Source organism: Tissierella sp., assembly GCF_031460495.1.
In the GTDB taxonomy this organism is placed as follows: Bacteria; Bacillota; Clostridia; order Tissierellales; family Tissierellaceae; genus JAVKTS01.
Map to the genome: position 1 here is coordinate 230,180 of NZ_JAVKTS010000003.1, position 18,884 is coordinate 249,063.

Sequence of the window (18,884 nt, forward strand, 5' to 3'; positions counted from 1 at the left end):
TTTGCGTATATGTCTTAATTATACGGAACCTCTCTTATATGCATAAAAAAAAGACCTATAGAAAAAATCTATAAGCCTTGATCTTACCATGGCACACCCGGAGAGACTCGAACTCCCAACAACCTGGTTCGAAGCCAGGGACTCTATCCATTGAGCTACGGGTGCATATGTAAAAAAAAATTGGCATAAGCCAATTTTTTGTGTTTGGTGCGGGAAAGAGGACTTGAACCCCCACGTCAATGACACTAGATCCTAAGTCTAGCGCGTCTGCCAATTCCGCCACTCCCGCAAGTAATCCTAAAAGGATTAATGGTGATCCATCCGCGACTCGAACGCGGGACACCCTGATTAAAAGTCAGGTGCTCTACCGACTGAGCTAATGGATCATGGTAAAATGATAAAAGTAATATGGGGTGGATGATGGGACTCGAACCCACGACCTCCAGAGCCACAATCTGGCGCCCTAACCAACTAGGCCACACCCACCATATAAATTTATCTTTGTAGCAATAACTTCCTGGGTCGAAACCATATTCCAAAAGCACTTTCCTAGTACTACCGAATTATCTCCTGCCTAGCACATCGCTGGAGCGGGTGAAGGGGATCGAACCCTCGCAGCTGGCTTGGGAAGCCAGTGCTCTACCACTGAGCTACACCCGCAAGTGAACTCAAGTTGTAATCGCTAACAATTTAAAATTATATCAGCTTCCCATGATAATGTCAATAGTATATTTCCTATTTTATTTCAATTATTTTTTCTTCAGCTAAATCACCCAATAGAAGAATTCCAACAGTGTTTTTCTTTTTATATCCTCTTGGCAAAACTGGACTCCCTGGATTCATTAAGACAATTTTTTCTGTTCTTTCTATAATTGGGATATGAGTATGTCCAAATAGCACATAATCAGCACCTACTTCTTGTGCTTTGTAATACAAATTTGAGAGCCCAAAGTTCACATTATAGTTATGACCATGGGATAAAAATATCTTCTTCCCATTTAATTCGACGATTTCATCATCATTAAAATCTAGGCTATTATAATCTCCATTTCCCCTTACTATTGTTGTTGGTATATTTAGCTCGTCCCTTAATCTGATTCCATCCTCCACATTATCCCCTAAGTGAAAAATCATATCAGGTAATCCAATAGTTTTAATACCCTGAACAACATTGTCAATATAGCCATGAGTGTCAGATATTACAAGTATTTTCATCTACTTATCCTCAAGTAATTTTATTAATTCTATTTTTAAATTTTCCAATGCTTTTGCCCTATGGGATATCTTATTCTTGATATTGTCTCCTAGCTCTCCAAAGGTGTTGTGAAAGCCTTCTGGCTTAAATAAAGGATCATATCCAAATCCCTTGTTTCCTCTCAACTCAAAGCCTATGGTGCCCTTACATTCACCATAAACCGTCATAATATCCTTTTCTTCTGTAATTAATGCTATAACTGTTTTAAAACTAGCATTTCTTTGTTCTAGAGGAAAATCTTTTAATTCTTCTAGAAGTTTAATATTATTTTTTTCATTGTTTCCCTCTTCTCCAGCATATCTTGAAGAATAAACACCTGGCTGCCCATTTAATACATCTACGAATAATCCTGAATCATCAGCCAAGACAATATAATTCGTCTGCTCCGATAATGCCTTGGCTTTCTTTATACTATTTTCTTCCAATGTATTTCCATCTTCTAAAACATCTATATGCCCTAATCCAATATCCTTCTTTGATACTACTTCTATAGGTAGGTCTTTTAGTATTTCTCTTATTTCTTTAACTTTATCTAAATTACCTGTAGATATCACAAGTTTTCTGTTCTTCATACTATTTATTAACTCCTTTTATTTATCCTATTAATTTTCCAATATGACCAAGTACATCTTTTTGAATATCTACTAACTTCTTTATGCCGATTTCAGCTAAATCTAGAAGTTCATTTAATTCTTTTCTAGTGAATGTAGCTTCTTCACCAGTACCTTGGATTTCTACGAATTCACCTTTATCTGTCATTATGACATTCATATCTACTAGGGCTTTGTGATCTTCTTCATAACATAAATCTAATATAGGTCCATTTTCACCTATGCCAACACTAATTGCTGCTAAATAACTTGATATTGGTATCTCTGATAATTGTTTGTTTTCATATAACTTATATAATGCATCTACCAAAGCTACAAAACTGCCTGTAATAGCTGCAGTTCTTGTACCACCATCTGCTTGTATTACATCACAATCTATCCAAATAGTTCTCTCTCCTACCTTTGATAAATCCACAACAGACCTTAAAGCTCTACCAATTAGCCTTTGTATCTCTTGAGTTCTTCCATCTATTCTTCCTCTAGTTGAGTCTCTAACTTTTCTTGTAATTGTTGAGGCTGGAAGCATTGAATATTCAGAAGTTATCCACCCTTTATTAGTTCCTTTTAAAAATGGTGGTACTTTTTCATCTATCATTGCGGTACATATGACTTTTGTATTTCCCATCTCTATAAGTACTGACCCAAATGGGTGCATTAAATAATTTCTAGTAATTTTTACATCTCTTAATTCGTTAAATTCTCTAGTATCTACTCTCATCTTCTCATCTCCAATTATTATACTACTTATATTCTACCAAAGATTGATGATATTATCTATAAATAATATAGCCTTGATAAAAAAGAAAGATCCTTCCTTTCACTCAGGATGACAAAATTGTCATTCTGAATGTAAGGAAGAATCCCTATAATTCTAAGCGCAGCCAAGAATCTATGTTTTAACTATTCACTATTCACTATTAATATTCGTTTGCAAATACAGGTATAGCAGTATTTATTATCTCACCGTCTATAAGTAACTCAACATTTTCAATTTCTTCAAATTGACTTAATGTTAATCCAATATTTTTAATTAAATCATCAACTATTTGCTCCCCTGTAGAACTTAAATAACTGTCATAGGATATATCTACATATGCTGTTCCATCTTTTACTTCTACTCCATGGAGCATAATATCCTTAGGTATATCTGAAAATAATCCTGCTACTTCTGGTGGTCCATCAAATAGTAGATCTAAAGCTGAATATACATTAGTCATTGGTGCAAGAGTAGGTATAGTAACTGGGATGTAATATTCAAATTCTTCATCATTCATTCCCTTATAATAAACTACTACATTTGATCTACCTTCTCCTTTGTCTCCAATTAGATTAATATCTTTTCTAGCTAAAGGTTTACTAATATCTCCACCAAATTTTAATGTTGGAGATGTTTTTCCACCTATTAAAATTTGTACTTCTTTAATAGCTGGAAATTCTGTTAATGTATATACTATACCTTTAATAAAGCTTTCTTCTTCTTTATCACTTTGGTTCTCTAGTACAACATTCTCAGAAAAATCAACCTTGCATAAACCAGTTTCTTCATTGATGGATATACCTCTTATTTCTGTGCCTGCAGGTAAAATAGGCAATAGACCTGTAGGACTTAATACTTCTCTAAGTTCTGGGCTATCAATCATATTTTTCAGTGTTACTTTTGCAATTCCTTCTTCCCAAGGAATCTTTCTCATTACGGGAACTAAATATCCTTCAGTGTTTTTAAAGTACAAAACTGTCTTTCTCATTCCATCATCTTCTTCTACGACGATATCATTTTCATCTGAGCGAACCATCTGAACTTCATCATCATCAGTTGATAGCCTCTTATCGATTATACCTTTCCCCATACTAAGGACCGTTAGACCTAAGACTATTATTAGTCCAAATAATATTATTCTTCTATTTACCATCATCAACCCTCCTAAATTGTACTATTACATTATATTAGAATAGTTGTCAGACTATGATTATTTTATCTTTTACTTTTTTAAAGATACAAATATGTAGACATTAAAAAAGTGAATCTACAAATATTAAGTTATCTTCCTAATATTTGTGATTCACTTTCCTGTGCTTTTTATTAATTAGCTTCTAGGTATTTTTCTATACCCCTTATTATTGAATCTATAATTTTATTTTGATAGTCTTCAGTAAATACAAGTTTTTCCTCTGCTGCATTTGATAAAAATCCTACTTCTACTAAAACAGCAGGCATTTTTGTTTCTCTTAGTACTACTAAGTTTGGTCTTTGAATGATTCCCTTGTCCACTGCACCTGTACCCTTCAATAATTCATCCATTATGCTTTTAGCGAAAGGATGCTGATCTACTTCTTTTATCTCAGATTTAGTTGCTGGACAATATAGTACTTGAATACCAGCTATCGAATTGTTATTATGAGCATTGCCGTGGATACTTACAAAGACATCTGCATAATTATCATTGGCTATTCTAGCTCTTTCATATAGATCTATAAACTCATCGGTATTTCTAGTCATTATTGTGTTATAGCCTAATGATTCTAGCTTATCATTTAACTTTAGAGAAATACCAAGATTTAAATCTTTTTCCCTTTTCTTTGTTATAGATGTAGCTCCTGGATCCTTTCCACCATGTCCAGCATCTATTACAATTAATCTGTCTGCAGAAGTTGTATTTTCATCTTTTCTTATGACTAGTGAAATCTTGCTATCTATTTCATTAGAAAGTAAAGTATATTCAATACTTCTTCTAAATTTGACTAATAGTTTCGTCTCTATTTCATCTTTTACAACTTTTATTTCATCTACTAAACCATCCTTTATAACTACTACCCCTTCATTTAAATCTACATTCTCTGTTGGAATAATTACTTCTAATTTCTTAGAGGCAGAGTCAAAATTTACTATATAATTAGTTTCAACAAGATTGTCTATGGATAAAAGCCTGCCTTGCTCATCTAATGTATAAGAAATATTTTCCCAGATAGACTTCTCAGGGTGGATAATTATTTTATCTTCAAAGGTATCTATTTTTATATTAGGGTCTGATACTCCGTCTTTAATATCTAATACTATTCTAACTATTTGATCTGAAGAGCTATAGTTGTTGTCAGCTAAAAATTGGGATACTCTAACTCCTTTAACGAAGCCTAAATCATAGCTATAATTGGCAAAACTAGTTCCCTTTAAATTTGAATCCATTAAATCAATTACGATTCTTTCAGGGTTGGTAAGTTTCATAACATTCATCTTCGCATTTCCTGCACCATTTACAACAATAACTTCTTTTCCATCAATTGTATCTTTTTTAATATCTTCTATAATATTTCCTCCGAAAGAAACTATTAAACCCTTACCATTGCTTCCTGGTACAATATTATATTTACTTTGACTTTTTAGATTAATTACTACTCTAGTAGTAATAGGTTCATATGAATATTGAGAGTATTGAACATTTGAGATAATATCATCATCTACAGATATGATACCAGGTGCATCTCCTGTAGCCAAAGCAAGCTTAGAGCTTTGTATGTCTATAACCAATTTATTAGAATCTGATAAAAGCATAGTTTCATATTTTAGTTCCTTACCACTATTAATAAATAATTTGTTTATATCAGTACTTCCTTTGCTAGCATAAATGTTATCTATAATACTTATGGAGGAATTATCAGCTGGCTTTTCTTCTGATGGTTTATTTTCCTCACCCTTAGTTGTATTTATATATGGAACTTTGTTCTCATCATCCCAGCCCACATCAAATCCCAACACTTCCGCTATAAAGGATAATGGTACCATGGTCTTAACTTCATTGTTTTCAAAAGTAACTAATCTTGGAATAGAGTTTTTATCTAATACTAGTTTCTCACCATTTATCACCGCAATTGCGCTATCTATGGTTAATCTTATTTCTTTGTCTTTACTAGTAATTATAGCAGTTTTTGTTTTTTGATCCCAATCTACCTTTGCACCATACTTTTCAGATATAAACCTTACAGGAACTAAAGTTCTGTCGATATAGATAAATGAAGGGGTTTCCGTACTCATAGCTTGTCCATCCATTATAATAGGTACCTGTGATACAGACACATTGTTCCCATTCATACTTACTAAAATCTTCTTGTTGCTAGCTGCATGTCCAAATTGACTAAATAAAATCATAATCATAAATAAGGACAGCATAATCTTCCATTTCTTCATTCATTCTACCCCCTTGTGTCATCTCATCTTAAGTGAAATCTGTCTATGTTATTTATATCATTTAGCCATTTAGCATGTCAACGCATTCTAAGATTTGTAATCATAATGTAATATTATTTGTCGAATATCAAGGCTTTATATAATTCATCAGATGTAGGTGGCTCTACATTAAATACTTCACCATCTTTTTCCAATAAAATTTCTTCTTCTATTACTTCACCAATGACTGTAGAATTTATATTAAGAGCATCTAGTTCCTCTTGAATCTTTGAGATGTTTTTTTCTTCGCAAATTACCAGCATTGAACCGCTAGATATTAATTTATATAAATCGATCCCTACAATATTTGCAATTTCTCTAGTCACATCTTTTACAGGAATCAAAGACTCATAAACCTTAATTCCCTTTCCAATGGCTTTCCCAGCTTCCCATATTGCTCCTAGGATTCCTCCCTCGGTTATATCATGCATATAATGAACTCCATTTTTCCCGCATATGATACCTTCTTTAACAACACTAATCATAGTATCCATATTTTGGGCTTTAGTTAATTTATCTTTTCCTATTTTATCAATCAAGACATCTTCTAGTTCTTTAGCAATTATTGATGTTCCTTCTATTGCTGCATATTTAGTAATTAAAACCTTATCACCAAGCTTTATCTTGCTTGAGTCAGGTAAATTTTCTTTATGTTGCTTACCTATGACAGTCGTACTGATTACTACTCTATTTACTGCATCTGTAATCTCAGTATGCCCTCCAATGATTTCAATGTTTAATTCTTCAGCAACTTCACCTGCATCCTTCATAATGTTTTCTAAATCTTCTTCTGTAGTAGCAGGTGGTGCTAGTATGGTTATTAAGACTCCTAGCGGCTCTGCACCGCTAGTTGCTACATCATTACATGAGATATGTACTGCTAATTTTCCAATACCTTTGGTAGCGCCTGTAATAGGGTCTGTACTCATTACGCATAATTCTTTACCAAAATCAATTATTGCATTATCCTCTCCAACTGCTGCTCTAACTAATACTTCTTTTCTCTTGTTTTTTATATTTGATAAAACTATTTTTTCTAATACATCATTAGGCAATTTTCCAATTTCCAACTTTTTTCCTCCTTGTAAAACTAAAAATTTATAAGTATATTGTATCACATGCATAACAGATTTCATACATTATGGATACACTTTTAAAGTACTATTAATAATATTTTAATGTATTTTGGATAGAATAACAGGAAGAACTAATAGTGAAAAGTGAATAGTATTCACTGAATTTGAAGGAGGTCTATATTTGATGATAACTTGTTCAGAAAAATGTATATATGAAGATGAGGGATTATGTACTTTGAAATCAGTTATCCCTCCATCTAAGACTCCAATCAAGGATTGCCCATATTATTCAGAAAAGGAAAAGGAAAAGAAAATTCAATAAGGAGCCCTTAGGCTCCTTATTTTTTATCTTTCATTAAGCATATCTGTAAGCATTTTATTAACTAGCTGTGGATTAGCTTTTCCCCTTGATGCCTTCATTATTTGTCCAACTAAAAATCCTAAAGCTCTATCCTTTCCATTTTTAAAATCAATGATAGATTGTTCATTTTCATCTAAAATCTTTTCAATTATGCCTTTAAGTTCGCCCTCATCACTAATTTGAATTAAACCTTGCTCTTTAACTATTGTTTCAGGGTCTTTTCCAGTGTCAAACATTTCTTTTAGGACTTTTTTACCTGTGTTGTTATTAATTTTACCATCTTTCACAATAGATATTAGCTGCCCCAAAGCCTTTGGAGTAAGGGATACATCTTCTATTTCCACCTCTTCATCTTTTAACCTTCTTAAAACATCTCCCATTATCCAATTGCTAACTAATTTGGGGTCATTTACATACTTAATAGTTTCTTCATAAAAAGCTGCTAAATCCTTAGATGCTGTTAGTACCCCTGCATCATAAGGTTCTAAATTATATTCATCTATAAATCTTTCTTTTTTATCATGAGGTAACTCTGGAAGATTTGACCTTATGTCCTCTATCCATTTATTATCAATTACCAATGGAGCAAGGTCACCATCTGCTGCAAATCTATAATCTGCTACCCCTAATTTTTGTCTCATTGTTATTGTTTCGTTTTTTACTTCATCCCATCTTCTTGTTTCTCTAACAGTATTTTTTCCTTCTTTTAGAAGTGCAATATGTCTTTTCTCTTCAAATTCCATAGCCTTTACTGCTCCTCTAAAGGAATTCAAGTTTTTAATTTCTGTTATATTGGTTTTTTCTCCAGTTTCAGAGTCTACAACATTTATATTGACATCACATCTCAAGGATCCTTCTTCCATCTTACAATCTGATACCTCTATATATTTTAGGGTTGCTCTTAATTTTTCTAGAAATAGTCTAGCTTCTTCTGGTGTATTCATATCTGGCTTTGTAACTATTTCTATAAGAGGCACTCCAGATCTATTATAATCAATTAAAGTATCCCCTTCTGTTGTATGGGTTTGTTTTCCTGTATCCTCTTCAATATGGATTCTCTGTAAATTTACTTTTTTTGTTCCATCTCCTAATTCTATTTCTATGAAGCCACCTTCACATAATGGCAAATCATCTTGAGATATTTGATATCCTTTTACTAAATCAGAATAAAAATAATTCTTTCTATCCATTCTTGTATTAGTTATTATATTTGAATTAAGTGCAATCCCTGCTTTTATTGCATATTCTATTGCTGTTTCATTAATCACAGGCAAAGCACCGGGTAATCCTACACATACTGGACAACAATTTGTATTAGCTTCATTTCCAAATGAATTGGCACAGGAACAAAACATTTTAGTTTTGGTCATTAGCTCAGTATGAATTTCTAATCCAATTATAGTTTTATAGCCCATTTTTTAGTCCCCCTTCCAATCCTAAACCCGCTTTAAATATATTGGCTTCTTTGTATTTATCCCCAATTAATTGTATTCCAACTGGTAAATTATCTACATATCCACATGGAATACTCATAGCACATAGGCCAGCAAGATTAACTGGTACAGTAAATAAATCTGCCATATACATAGATAAAGGGTCTTTGATTTCTCCAAACTTGAAAGGTAATACCGGTGATGTCGGTGATAAAATTACATCATATTTACTAAATGCTTTATCGAAATCATTTTTTATTAAAGTCCTAACCTTCAGAGCCTTTTTATAATGCTCATCTGCATATCCACTACTTAATGAATAAGTCCCTAACATTATTCTTCTCTTAACTTCTTCTCCAAAAGCTTCACTTCTAGAATTTATATATAATTCATCTAGGGTATTATACTCTTTTGCTCTATAACCGTATCTAACCCCATCAAATCTAGCTAAGTTGGAGCTGACTTCTGACGTAGATATAATATAATAAGCTGCAAGAGAATATTCTAAATGAGGCAAGGATATCTCCTCAATTTCAGCTCCTAATGCTTCAATTATATTAATTGACTTAGTTATTTGATCTTTTATTCTAATATCAATTTCATTTCCAAAGATTTCTTTTGGAAGCCCTACTTTCATTCCCTTTAAGTAGTTGTTGTAATCAATTTCTTCTGGGAAGCTACCAAATATTATGGTTCCCTCTGGATTTTTAAAAGATGTAGAATCTTTTTCATCATAACCTGTTATAGATGATAGCATTAATACAGCATCTCTAACATCTCTACCAAATACTCCTACTTGATCCAAAGTATTGGCCATAGATACTACTCCATATCTAGATACAATTCCATATGTAGGTTTTATACCTACTACATCACAATAAGAAGCTGGTTGCCTTATGGAACCGCCAGTATCAGTGCCTAATGATAAAGCAACTTCACAAGCCTTAACTGCTGCTGCTGAACCTCCAGAAGACCCTCCTGGAACTCTTTCTGTGTCTATTGGGTTTTTAGTATTGCCAAAATAGGATGTCTCTGTAGATGATCCCATGGCAAACTCATCCATATTAGTTTTTCCCATTATTATTCCGTCTGCTTCTTTAATTCTATTTACTATAGTAGCATTATAAGGAGGAATAAAATTTTCTAGCATCTTAGAACCACATGTAGTTCTAATCCCTTTGGTCATAATATTGTCCTTTACACCTATGGGAATTCCACCTAGTAAACCTACTCTTTCTCCATTTCTTATCTTTTCATCCACTTTATCCGCTGATTTTAAAGCTTCTGTTTTATCAAGGGTTATAAAAGCATTTATATTTCCATCTATTTCCTCAATCTTATTAAAATGTGCTTCAATTAATTCTCTACTAGTTATTTCTTTTTGATGTAGCTTCTTTTTCATTTCAAATGCTGATAATTTTGTGATATCCATTCTTCAACCCCCTTAATCCAATATATTAAATAATTTAAAATATCCATATTGTTTTTCTAATGTATTTTGTAGTACTTCTTCTCTTGTCAATCCTTCTTTTACTATATCTTCTCTAAATCTTTGATTATATTCATATACTTGATATGTGGGTTCAACTTCTGCTGTATTAACCTCGTCTAATTTTTCTATATACTTTACAATATCAGAAAACTTATTTGTGAACTTGTCTATTTCTTCATCAGAAAACTTTAGCTTTGCTAAACTAGCTATATGCTCTACTTGTTCTTTCGTAATCATTTTAATACCTCCCTTAATCTGTCTTCATTTATTATCTCGATTCCTAATTCCATAGCCTTAGTATATTTCGAACCTGCTTCTTCACCTACTATTACATAGTCCGTCTTTTTACTAACTGAGCCCGTGACTTTTCCACCCATTTTCTCTACCATATCTTTTATTTCATTTCTACTTAAACCCTCTATAGTTCCTGTAATGACTACAGTTTTATTTGTGAATATGGATTCTTTTTGTATTCCTATTTCTTCAAAATATGGCTCAACACCTTCAGATAATAATTTATCTAAACTAGATAAAATTCTATCATCATGGAAAAATTCTATAATACTATTGGCTATTATCTCTCCAACTTCTCCTACTGTCAATAATTCTTCTAGACTAGCTTCCTTAAGCTTATCTAAGGATTTGAAATGGTTTGCTAAGTCATTAGCCGTTTTTATACCTACATTTGATATTCCCAATGCATATATAAATGATGCTAAAGGTATATTTTTACTCTTTTCAATAGCCTCTAACAAATTATTCGTTTTTTTAGCCTTAAATCCTTCAAGATTAATTAAATCTTCATATTTTATTTCATATAAATCTGGTAATTCTCTTAAGTTAAGTTCCTCTAATAGTTTTTCTGCAGTTTTCTCGCTAAATCCTTCAATATTCATTGCATCACGACTGGCGAAATGAACTAACCTAGATACTAACTGGGGCTTACACGATAATGAATTCGGACAAAATATATGGACTCCATTTTGAACCAATTCAGATTCACAGGCTGGACAATGAGTAGGTTTTTCTATTTCAAAGGTCTCATCATCTGTATCTACAGTCCCCAATATTTCTGGTATGACATCATTAGATCGTCTTATAAGGACTCTAGAGTTTAACCTTACTCCCTTTCTCTCAATATCATCATAATTGTTTAAGGTGGCTCTTTTAACTGTAACACCACCAATATCTACTGGTTCAAGTATTGCAGTTGGTGTCACCTTAGAAGATCTTCCTACATTCCATACTACTTCTAGAAGTTTAGTTGTGGTTTCCTCTGCTTCAAATTTATACGCTATGGCCCATCTTGGAAATTTATTTGTATATCCAAGGACTTCTCTAGTTTTTATATCATCAATTTTTATTACTAAGCCATCTGTTAAAAGATCTAATTTATGTCTTTCTTCTTTGATAATTTCAATTTCTTCAATTATATCTTCTATTTTGTCAAATTCCTTTGCATATGGGAATACTGGAAATCTATTTTCTTTTAAAAAATCTAATATATCCCTATGATTCTCAAAGGTTTTTCCTTCTATATATGCGATATTGTAAAAATATCCAGTAAGATTTCTTTCAGCTGTTACCTTTGGATCTAAGTTTCTAAGTGCTCCCGCTGCTGCATTTCTAGCATTTTTCAATGGCTCCAGTGCATGAATATTATATTCTTCTAGAGCAGATAGAGGCATCAAACCCTCTCCGTGGACTTCTATAGTACCTTTAAAATCAATCTTTAAAGGAATAGCTTTTATAGTTTTGATTTGTGGTAAAATCCCTTCACCAATAGTACCATTTCCCCTAGTAGCACCTTGTAGCAAAAGCCCATCTTTGTAGGTAAGGTTAATTGTAAGACCATCAAATTTATATTCCATTATATATTTGGGCTCAGGAAGTTTATGGCCATTATCTCTATTATAATCCCCTATAGATTTTCTAACTCTATTGTCCCAGTTTATTAATTCACCTGTATTTTGACATTTGTCCAAACTCCATAGCCTGCCTAAATGCATATGCTTCTCAAACCTATCCACTAATTCTCCTCCAACTCTTTGAGTTGGAGAGTATGAATGTATAATCTTTGTTTCTTCCTCTAGATCTACCAATTCATCATATAGTATGTCGTATTCTGCATCACTTACCTTTGGATTATCTAAGGTATAGTAACAGTAGTTTAAATCATTTATTATCTCAATTAACTCATCTATCCTTTTTTCTTTCTCCATAAATATCACCTCACTACTTCTATTGGAGCTATGGAAAGCAATAGTCTCTTTAATCCTTCTGTATCAAAAGCAATTACAACTTCTTTATCATTATCCCTGTCTTTTAGCTGAACTACTGTACCTACTCCCCATTTCTTGTGTCTCACCTTATCCCCAATATTTACTTCTTGATTTTCATTTCTTTGAGGCTTAGGTTTTCCTTCAATAACAAATGGTCTAGGAGAAATAGGTTCCTTGTAGTATTCCTTCCTTCCAGTAAAATCATTCTTGGATGTAAAGTCTTTGACTGCTATTAGTCTCTCTCTTATGTTTTCTTTTTCTTTCTTCTCTATGCCGTCCCCCATCTCATCAATAAATCTGGAGGGTATGGTGTAATTTACATTACCATAAATTGTTCTAATCTTTGCATTAGTTATAAATAGAAGCTTCTCTGCACGAGTCACAGCTACATAGCATAGTCTTCTTTCTTCTTCTAAATCTGATTCATTATCTAATGCTCGAGCTATGGGAAATAAGCCTTCTTCCATTCCTACTAAAAACACTACTGGAAACTCCAAGCCTTTGGCACTATGGACAGTCATCATTGTAACTACATTTGTACTATCTGATGTCTTATCTACATCTGAAAGCAAAGCAATATTAGCTAAAAACTCTTCAAAGCTACTATCAGCAGTCCGTGCTTCATAATCAATAGCAACAGATATAAATTCTCTAATGTTTTCTAGTCTTGTCTGAGATTCAATGGTATCTTCCTTTTCTAGCTCTCTCCCGTATCCTGTTACATTGATAACTTCCTCAATAAGATCCTTTACTCCCATTATCTCCTTCATAGCTATAAGCCTATTCATCATATCAGCAAATGGCTTTAAACTATTCTTTGCCCTAGAATTCAAATCAATATTATCAAGGGATAATAATGCTCCATAAATAGAATCATTGTTATCTGATGCATATTTTTCTAATATATCTATAGTAGCGTTTCCTATTCCTCGCCTTGGAGTATTTATTACTCTCTTGAGAGAAATATTATCTACTGGGTTTTCTAATACTTTTAAATAAGCAACAATATCTTTAATTTCTTTTCTATCGTAGAACTTAAGTCCACCTACTATTTTATATGGAATATCCTTTCTTATGAAGGATTCCTCAAAAGAACGGGATTGTGCATTGGTTCTATAGAGTATTGCAAAATCAGAAGGATTGTACCCTTTGCCTACTAGCTCATCTATTTTTCCAGCTACAAACAAAGCTTCATCCTCTGAATCCGATAACTCATCATATATAATGGGATCTCCCTCATGGTTATCAGTCCATAGACTCTTATCTTTTCTTTCGTAGTTATTTTTTATTACCTTATTTGCTAGATTGAGTATGTTTTGTGTAGACCTGTAGTTTTGTTCTAATAAAATAGTTTTAGAACTTTGGTAATCCTTTTCAAAGTTTAGGATATTACTAATGTCTGCCCCTCTCCATCCATAAATCGACTGATCCCCATCCCCTACCACGCATAAATTATTGTGTTTGCCTGATAGAAGCTTTACCAATTCATATTGCACCTTGTTTGTATCTTGATATTCATCTACAAAGGCATATTTGAACCTTTTCTGATAATAATCAAGTATAGATGGGTTTGATTTTAGCATTTCAACAGTTTTTATTATCAAATCATCAAAATCTAAAGCATTGTATTGTTTAAGTTTTTCTTGATACAATGCATATAATTCCCCTATGTTTCTAAGATAATAATCCTTGTAGTTTAAATTAATATAAGTATCTGGATCAGTCATTGCATCCTTTAATTTACTAATCTGTGCTAATACGGAACTCTCTTTATATGTATCTTTATTAAGGTTCCTTTCTTTCAAGCATTCTTTTATTAATGTTATCTGGTCATCTCTGTCATATATTGTAAAGGATCTATTGTATCCAATTTTGTCAATATCTCGTCTTAGTATCCTAACACATATGGAGTGGAATGTGCCCATCCACATATCCTCCACATGAGTCGATAAAAGTTTTGCTACTCTATCCTTCATTTCCTTTGCTGCTTTGTTGGTGAAGGTTATTGCCAAAATATTTCCCGGGAAAATTCTTTTTTCTTCTATTAAATATGCTATTTTATGAGTAATAACTTTTGTCTTACCTGAACCTGCACCTGCTAATATAAGTAAAGGTCCATCTGTATGTAATACAGCCTCTTTCTGTCTATCATTTAATCCCTCTAGATAATCCATTAAACTCCACCTTCCTAAACATTTGTTTCTTCTTTATTTATTATATAGTATTGTACTTGAAATTTCCATTAAAAAAAGAACTCCTTCGAGTCCCACTAATAATATCATTGTTTATGTAAATTTCTAATGCTATAATAAGAGTAAATTTAATGATTTAGGGGGTTTTTTTATGAAATTAAATTACAAGCGGACCTTTTTTATAGGACTAGCATTTTTATCTATTTCTTCATTTTGGCAATTATATGATAATATCATACCACTCATTCTACAAAACACCTTTGGTATTGGTGAAACTATTACAGGATTTATAATGGCTGTTGATAATATTTTAGCTTTATTTTTACTTCCTTTTTTTGGCACTTTATCTGATAGAGTGAATACAAGGCTGGGAAAGAGAACTCCTTTTATTGTTACAGGAACGACTATAGCTGTTATTTCTATGGCTCTAATACCTGTAGGCGATAATACACAAAACTTTCCATTGTTTTTTGTATCTTTAGGTATAGTATTATTATCCATGAGTTTCTATCGTTCTCCTGCTGTTGCTTTAATGCCTGATCTTACGCCTAAACCTCTTAGGAGTAAGGCAAATTCCATAATTAATCTTATGGGAGCCGTTGGAGGAATCTTTACTCTTGCAATGATTAAATTACTAATTCCAAAAGAAGCTTCACCAGATTATTCAAATATATTTTTGGTTGTTTCCATTTTTATGGTTCTTGCTGTTAGCATTCTTGTAATTGCTATTAGAGAAAATAAATTAGCAAAGGAATTATCTCCTGATTACTCTGAAGCGAAAGAAGAATCCGTAAATAATTTAAGTAAATCCACATCTTTGGACAAAGATGTAAAACGAAGCCTTGGTTTTTTACTTGCATCCATATTCTTATGGTTTACAGCTTACAATGCTGTTACTACTGCTTTTTCTAGATATGCTGTAAAGGTCTGGGACTTGCAGGGCGGTGGCTTTGCAAACGCTCTGATGGTTGCAACAGGTGCTGCAATTCTTTCTTATATACCTATAGGAATTATATCTAGTAACATTGGCAGAAAGAAAACTATCATTGCAGGTATTATAATTATGAGTATTTCTTATTTCTTTGGATTCTTGTTTAAGACTTATTCACCTTTAATAAATGTTGTTTTTGCATTTACTGGAATAGGCTGGGCTGCTATTAATGTGAATTCATATCCTATGGTTGTTGAGATGAGCCGTGGTAGTGATATTGGTAAATATACAGGTTTATATTATACTTTCTCTATGGCTGCACAAATTTTCACACCAATATTATCTGGATTTTTATTAGAAAATATATCTTATAAAACATTATTCCCTTATTCTGTTGTATTCTCTGTGCTTTCCTTATGTACTATGCTTATGGTCAAACATGGGGATTCTAAACCTGAAAAGAAAAAAAGCACATTAGAGCATTTTGATGTGGAAGATTAGTATATAGGAGGCATTTAATGTTTTTATATATTTTTATAATTATGATCATTTTGTACCTTGTAGCTATTATGCCAAAGATATTGAATCGCCCTAATACAGATTTGTTTATGGGAAGATACTATGCTCATAGGGGGCTTCATGCTGAACAGCATATTGCCCCCGAGAATTCTATGGCTGCCTTTTCTTTGGCTATTGAGCAAGGATTTGGAATCGAATTTGATGTTCAACTGGCCAAGGATGGTGTTCCAGTTATATTTCATGACTTTAATTTAAAAAGGGTATGTGGTATAGATAAAAATGTTAATGAATTGACATTTGATGAATTGAGACAACTATTTCTCTTTGAGTCCAAAGAGAGAATTCCTCATTTGCAAGAATTAATTGATTTGACCAATGGACAGGTACCATTGATTGTGGAGATTAAAAGCAATGGTAATGCTGCTTTAACTTCTTCTGTCGTTGCTGATGCTTTAAATGATTATACTGGGGTCTATTGTGTAGAATCTTTTAATCCTTTCGTTGTTCTTTGGTACAAAAAAAATAGACCTACTATTATTAGAGGTCAGCTTTCTATGAATTACCTAAAGAATAAACCTAAGCAAAACAAATTGCTTTCTTTTATATTACAATATCTAATGACTAATTTTATTACAAAGCCTAATTTTATTGCATATGATTATAGATACTACAATAACTGCTCTTTGGTTTTATGTAGAAAACTATTCAATATTGTTACTGTAGCTTATACTATCCAATCAAAGGAGGAACTAGAATATCATTCCAAACACTTTGATTTACTTATATTTGAAAATTTCTTGCCAAATAATATAAATCCTAATGATTAACTATACTATTATATCTACTATTTCAATATTCTGAGGGTTAAAGAAGTTTATAAAATCTTCACCGGCTTTTACTATAACTTTAGTTTTATCCTGTGGGTGAATATATATAATCTTACCTGTTTCACCATTGCTAAGCAATACCTTGTTACCTACATAAAATCTTGATATGTTTTCAAGAAAAATATGTGACAAAAATGGATCTAAGGAGTCGAAGCTCTCATCCTTGATATAATCTGCAACCTTTAGTGGATTTTCTCTTTCTTTATATGTTCTTTGACTCACAAGGGCATCATATATATCACATATTGTGATTACTTTAGCGTAGGGGTGTATTTCATCCCCTTTGAGATTATTAGGGTACCCTAATCCATTTATCTTCTCATGATGATGTAATACTCCTAGTAAAACATTTTCATTGAATTTTTCAGTTTGCACCAGTATTTCATGACTATATAATGAATGTTTTTTAACTATGTCATACTCCTCAGAAGTCAGTTGTCCTGGTTTATTTATTATCTTATCTGGAACTCTAAGTTTCCCAATGTCATGAAACAGTCCTGTAATTGATAAATCGAATATTTGCTCTTTAGTGAAATTCGCCCATTTCCCTAGACTTATGGCCAATATGCTTACGGATATACTATGATTAAATGTGTAGTCATCTTTTCTATGAAGTAACCTTAATTGAGTAAGGATATCCCTCTCCTTAGATACCTCTATTGCAAAACCTTCCATCTCATTAAACACTTCATCTACTTCTACATGATTCCCATTTCTAATATCATCAAATAAGCTATCCAATTTTTCTTCAACTCTAGAATAAGAAACCATTAATTCTTGATTATAAGTATAACTATTCATTTGTTCTTTTATACAAATGGTATCTATTCCATAGATAGATAACTTTCTAATCAGGGATTTTGTCATCACTGTATTTTGAGCTATTAATACTACTCCTGTTTTTTGATTGATTACATCATTTTCAACAATCATACCAATCTCTAATTCATTAACAGTTAGGACTTTAGGCATTTTCTCACTCCCAAGACAATATATGGTAATTATTATATCACACTATCTATTATCAAAATAGGGTATAAAGTCTTATTTTTTGACAAACTTTCCTATTTCTTGATCCATCTTGCCTACATGCAATATGAGCCATTTTATAAGCTTTACGCCAAACTCTTGTACCTTTTCCTCTGAATATCCATCTTGTTGAAATAGCTCAATATGTGTATTAATCCATTCTTTGAATTTTCTATGGGTGTTCATATGTATTGTTACATCTGGATAGTTAATTTCCTTCATATAGGCTTCTTCACCATCAAAATGAAAAACTACATATTCTTGCATAAATGCCATTGTCTTTTTGACTTGCTCTAATTTTGCTTCCCAACTTCTCTCATTCTGAATAACTTCTATAAAATCTTCAGCTCGCTTGAAAAGTTCTTTGTGTTGCTCATCTATTAGCATTACACCTACTTTGTACTTATCTTTCCACATTATGGAGTTCTCCTCTTTCTTTAGTAATATTAGTTATGTACTTTCATATTTACCCATAATTCGTCAAAGCATAACATGGATCCTAAAATATAATCATTTCATAAGGTCTTAGACTCTGAGTATTTATTCTAATTAAATAAAAAAACTTCTATGTCTAATATAGATAATTAAACATAGAAG

16 protein-coding genes and 5 tRNA genes are annotated in these 18,884 nt (G+C 32.3%); 3 read left to right on the forward strand and 18 right to left on the reverse strand.

Annotated features, from left to right (window positions below; genetic code table 11):
* Positions 1-89: 89 nt before the first annotated feature.
* From RIN63_RS08795 to RIN63_RS08845, 11 genes are all read right to left on the reverse strand, one after another.
* Positions 90-165: transfer RNA gene (locus RIN63_RS08795), tRNA-Arg, on the reverse strand.
* 40 nt (positions 166-205) lie between these two features.
* A tRNA-Leu gene (locus tag RIN63_RS08800) sits at positions 206-289 on the reverse strand.
* Between the two features lie 21 nt (positions 290-310).
* Positions 311-386 (reverse strand) — tRNA-Lys (locus RIN63_RS08805).
* 23 nt (positions 387-409) lie between these two features.
* A tRNA-His gene (locus tag RIN63_RS08810) sits at positions 410-486 on the reverse strand.
* Positions 487-586: 100 nt separating this feature from the next.
* Positions 587-660, reverse strand: a tRNA-Gly gene (locus RIN63_RS08815).
* Positions 661-735: 75 nt separating this feature from the next.
* The gene (locus RIN63_RS08820) at positions 736-1,215 is read right to left on the reverse strand and encodes a metallophosphoesterase (protein ID WP_310444352.1); all 480 of its coding nucleotides are present in this window, start codon (positions 1,213-1,215) and stop codon (positions 736-738) included.
* Positions 1,216-1,827, reverse strand: a complete 612-nt coding sequence (gene rdgB / locus RIN63_RS08825) for an RdgB/HAM1 family non-canonical purine NTP pyrophosphatase (protein WP_310444353.1) — start codon at positions 1,825-1,827, stop codon at positions 1,216-1,218.
* 22 nt (positions 1,828-1,849) lie between these two features.
* The gene (gene rph / locus RIN63_RS08830; protein WP_310444354.1) at positions 1,850-2,584 is read right to left on the reverse strand and encodes a ribonuclease PH; all 735 of its coding nucleotides are present in this window, start codon (positions 2,582-2,584) and stop codon (positions 1,850-1,852) included.
* Between the two features lie 199 nt (positions 2,585-2,783).
* Positions 2,784-3,776, reverse strand: coding sequence for a GerMN domain-containing protein (locus RIN63_RS08835; RefSeq protein ID WP_310444355.1), 993 nt, complete (start codon positions 3,774-3,776; stop codon positions 2,784-2,786).
* A 170-nt stretch (positions 3,777-3,946) separates the two neighbouring features.
* Positions 3,947-6,046 carry an N-acetylmuramoyl-L-alanine amidase family protein gene (locus RIN63_RS08840; protein ID WP_310444356.1) on the reverse strand — a complete coding sequence of 700 codons (2,100 nt, stop codon included), beginning with the start codon at positions 6,044-6,046 and terminating at the stop codon, positions 3,947-3,949.
* Positions 6,047-6,159: 113 nt separating this feature from the next.
* A complete protein-coding gene (locus RIN63_RS08845; RefSeq protein ID WP_310444357.1) occupies positions 6,160-7,155 on the reverse strand; it encodes an AIR synthase family protein in 996 nt (331 codons plus the stop codon).
* 187 nt (positions 7,156-7,342) lie between these two features.
* Here RIN63_RS08845 and RIN63_RS08850 point away from each other — a divergent pair, with 187 nt between their 5' ends.
* Positions 7,343-7,483 (forward strand): hypothetical protein, encoded by a 141-nt coding sequence (locus RIN63_RS08850; protein ID WP_310444358.1) that lies wholly within the window; start codon positions 7,343-7,345, stop codon positions 7,481-7,483.
* Positions 7,484-7,506: 23 nt separating this feature from the next.
* Here the strand turns inward: RIN63_RS08850 and gatB are convergent, their stop codons facing one another.
* The 5 genes from gatB to pcrA are packed head-to-tail and all read right to left on the reverse strand — an operon-like array spanning position 7,507 to position 14,903.
* On the reverse strand, positions 7,507-8,937 hold the full coding sequence (gene gatB / locus RIN63_RS08855; RefSeq protein WP_310444359.1) for an Asp-tRNA(Asn)/Glu-tRNA(Gln) amidotransferase subunit GatB: 1,431 nt from the start codon (positions 8,935-8,937) through the stop codon (positions 7,507-7,509).
* Positions 8,927-10,387, reverse strand: a complete 1,461-nt coding sequence (gatA, locus tag RIN63_RS08860) for an Asp-tRNA(Asn)/Glu-tRNA(Gln) amidotransferase subunit GatA (RefSeq protein WP_310444360.1) — start codon at positions 10,385-10,387, stop codon at positions 8,927-8,929. The genes gatB and gatA overlap by 11 nt, the downstream gene beginning before the upstream one ends.
* Before the next feature lie 12 nt (positions 10,388-10,399).
* On the reverse strand, positions 10,400-10,684 hold the full coding sequence (gatC, locus tag RIN63_RS08865; protein WP_310444361.1) for an Asp-tRNA(Asn)/Glu-tRNA(Gln) amidotransferase subunit GatC: 285 nt from the start codon (positions 10,682-10,684) through the stop codon (positions 10,400-10,402).
* Positions 10,681-12,669: an NAD-dependent DNA ligase LigA gene (gene ligA / locus RIN63_RS08870; RefSeq protein ID WP_310444362.1), complete on the reverse strand. Its 1,989-nt coding sequence runs from the start codon at positions 12,667-12,669 to the stop codon at positions 10,681-10,683. The genes gatC and ligA overlap by 4 nt, the downstream gene beginning before the upstream one ends.
* A 5-nt stretch (positions 12,670-12,674) precedes the next feature.
* Positions 12,675-14,903, reverse strand: coding sequence for a DNA helicase PcrA (gene pcrA, locus RIN63_RS08875; RefSeq protein ID WP_310444363.1), 2,229 nt, complete (start codon positions 14,901-14,903; stop codon positions 12,675-12,677).
* Between the two features lie 169 nt (positions 14,904-15,072).
* Between pcrA and RIN63_RS08880 the strand changes: the two genes are divergently transcribed.
* Positions 15,073-16,353 (forward strand): MFS transporter, encoded by a 1,281-nt coding sequence (locus RIN63_RS08880; protein ID WP_310444364.1) that lies wholly within the window; start codon positions 15,073-15,075, stop codon positions 16,351-16,353.
* Positions 16,354-16,370: 17 nt separating this feature from the next.
* Positions 16,371-17,198, forward strand: coding sequence for a glycerophosphodiester phosphodiesterase family protein (locus RIN63_RS08885; protein ID WP_310444365.1), 828 nt, complete (start codon positions 16,371-16,373; stop codon positions 17,196-17,198).
* Here RIN63_RS08885 and RIN63_RS08890 read toward each other — a convergent pair whose 3' ends face one another.
* Both RIN63_RS08890 and RIN63_RS08895 read right to left on the reverse strand, forming a co-directional pair.
* Positions 17,199-18,230, reverse strand: coding sequence for an HD-GYP domain-containing protein (locus tag RIN63_RS08890; RefSeq protein ID WP_310444366.1), 1,032 nt, complete (start codon positions 18,228-18,230; stop codon positions 17,199-17,201).
* 72 nt (positions 18,231-18,302) lie between these two features.
* Positions 18,303-18,704, reverse strand: coding sequence for a hemerythrin domain-containing protein (locus RIN63_RS08895; RefSeq protein ID WP_310444367.1), 402 nt, complete (start codon positions 18,702-18,704; stop codon positions 18,303-18,305).
* Positions 18,705-18,884 lie beyond the last annotated feature (180 nt).

Excerpts from the sequence above, each read along its gene's own strand:
- gatB (WP_310444359.1), bottom strand. The coding sequence starts at position 8,937 with ATGGGCTATAAAACTATAATTGGATTAGAAATTCATACTGAGCTAATG.
- RIN63_RS08840 (WP_310444356.1), bottom strand. The coding sequence starts at position 6,046 with ATGAAGAAATGGAAGATTATGCTGTCCTTATTTATGATTATGATTTTA.
- gatA (WP_310444360.1), bottom strand. The coding sequence starts at position 10,387 with ATGGATATCACAAAATTATCAGCATTTGAAATGAAAAAGAAGCTACAT.
- rdgB (WP_310444353.1), bottom strand. The coding sequence starts at position 1,827 with ATGAAGAACAGAAAACTTGTGATATCTACAGGTAATTTAGATAAAGTT.
- gatC (WP_310444361.1), bottom strand. The coding sequence starts at position 10,684 with ATGATTACGAAAGAACAAGTAGAGCATATAGCTAGTTTAGCAAAGCTA.
- pcrA (WP_310444363.1), bottom strand. The coding sequence starts at position 14,903 with ATGGATTATCTAGAGGGATTAAATGATAGACAGAAAGAGGCTGTATTA.
- RIN63_RS08895 (WP_310444367.1), bottom strand. The coding sequence starts at position 18,704 with ATGTGGAAAGATAAGTACAAAGTAGGTGTAATGCTAATAGATGAGCAA.
- RIN63_RS08880 (WP_310444364.1), top strand. The coding sequence starts at position 15,073 with ATGAAATTAAATTACAAGCGGACCTTTTTTATAGGACTAGCATTTTTA.
- RIN63_RS08885 (WP_310444365.1), top strand. The coding sequence starts at position 16,371 with ATGTTTTTATATATTTTTATAATTATGATCATTTTGTACCTTGTAGCT.
- RIN63_RS08835 (WP_310444355.1), bottom strand. The coding sequence starts at position 3,776 with ATGGTAAATAGAAGAATAATATTATTTGGACTAATAATAGTCTTAGGT.
- ligA (WP_310444362.1), bottom strand. The coding sequence starts at position 12,669 with ATGGAGAAAGAAAAAAGGATAGATGAGTTAATTGAGATAATAAATGAT.
- rph (WP_310444354.1), bottom strand. The coding sequence starts at position 2,584 with ATGAGAGTAGATACTAGAGAATTTAACGAATTAAGAGATGTAAAAATT.
- RIN63_RS08890 (WP_310444366.1), bottom strand. The coding sequence starts at position 18,230 with ATGCCTAAAGTCCTAACTGTTAATGAATTAGAGATTGGTATGATTGTT.
- RIN63_RS08820 (WP_310444352.1), bottom strand. The coding sequence starts at position 1,215 with ATGAAAATACTTGTAATATCTGACACTCATGGCTATATTGACAATGTT.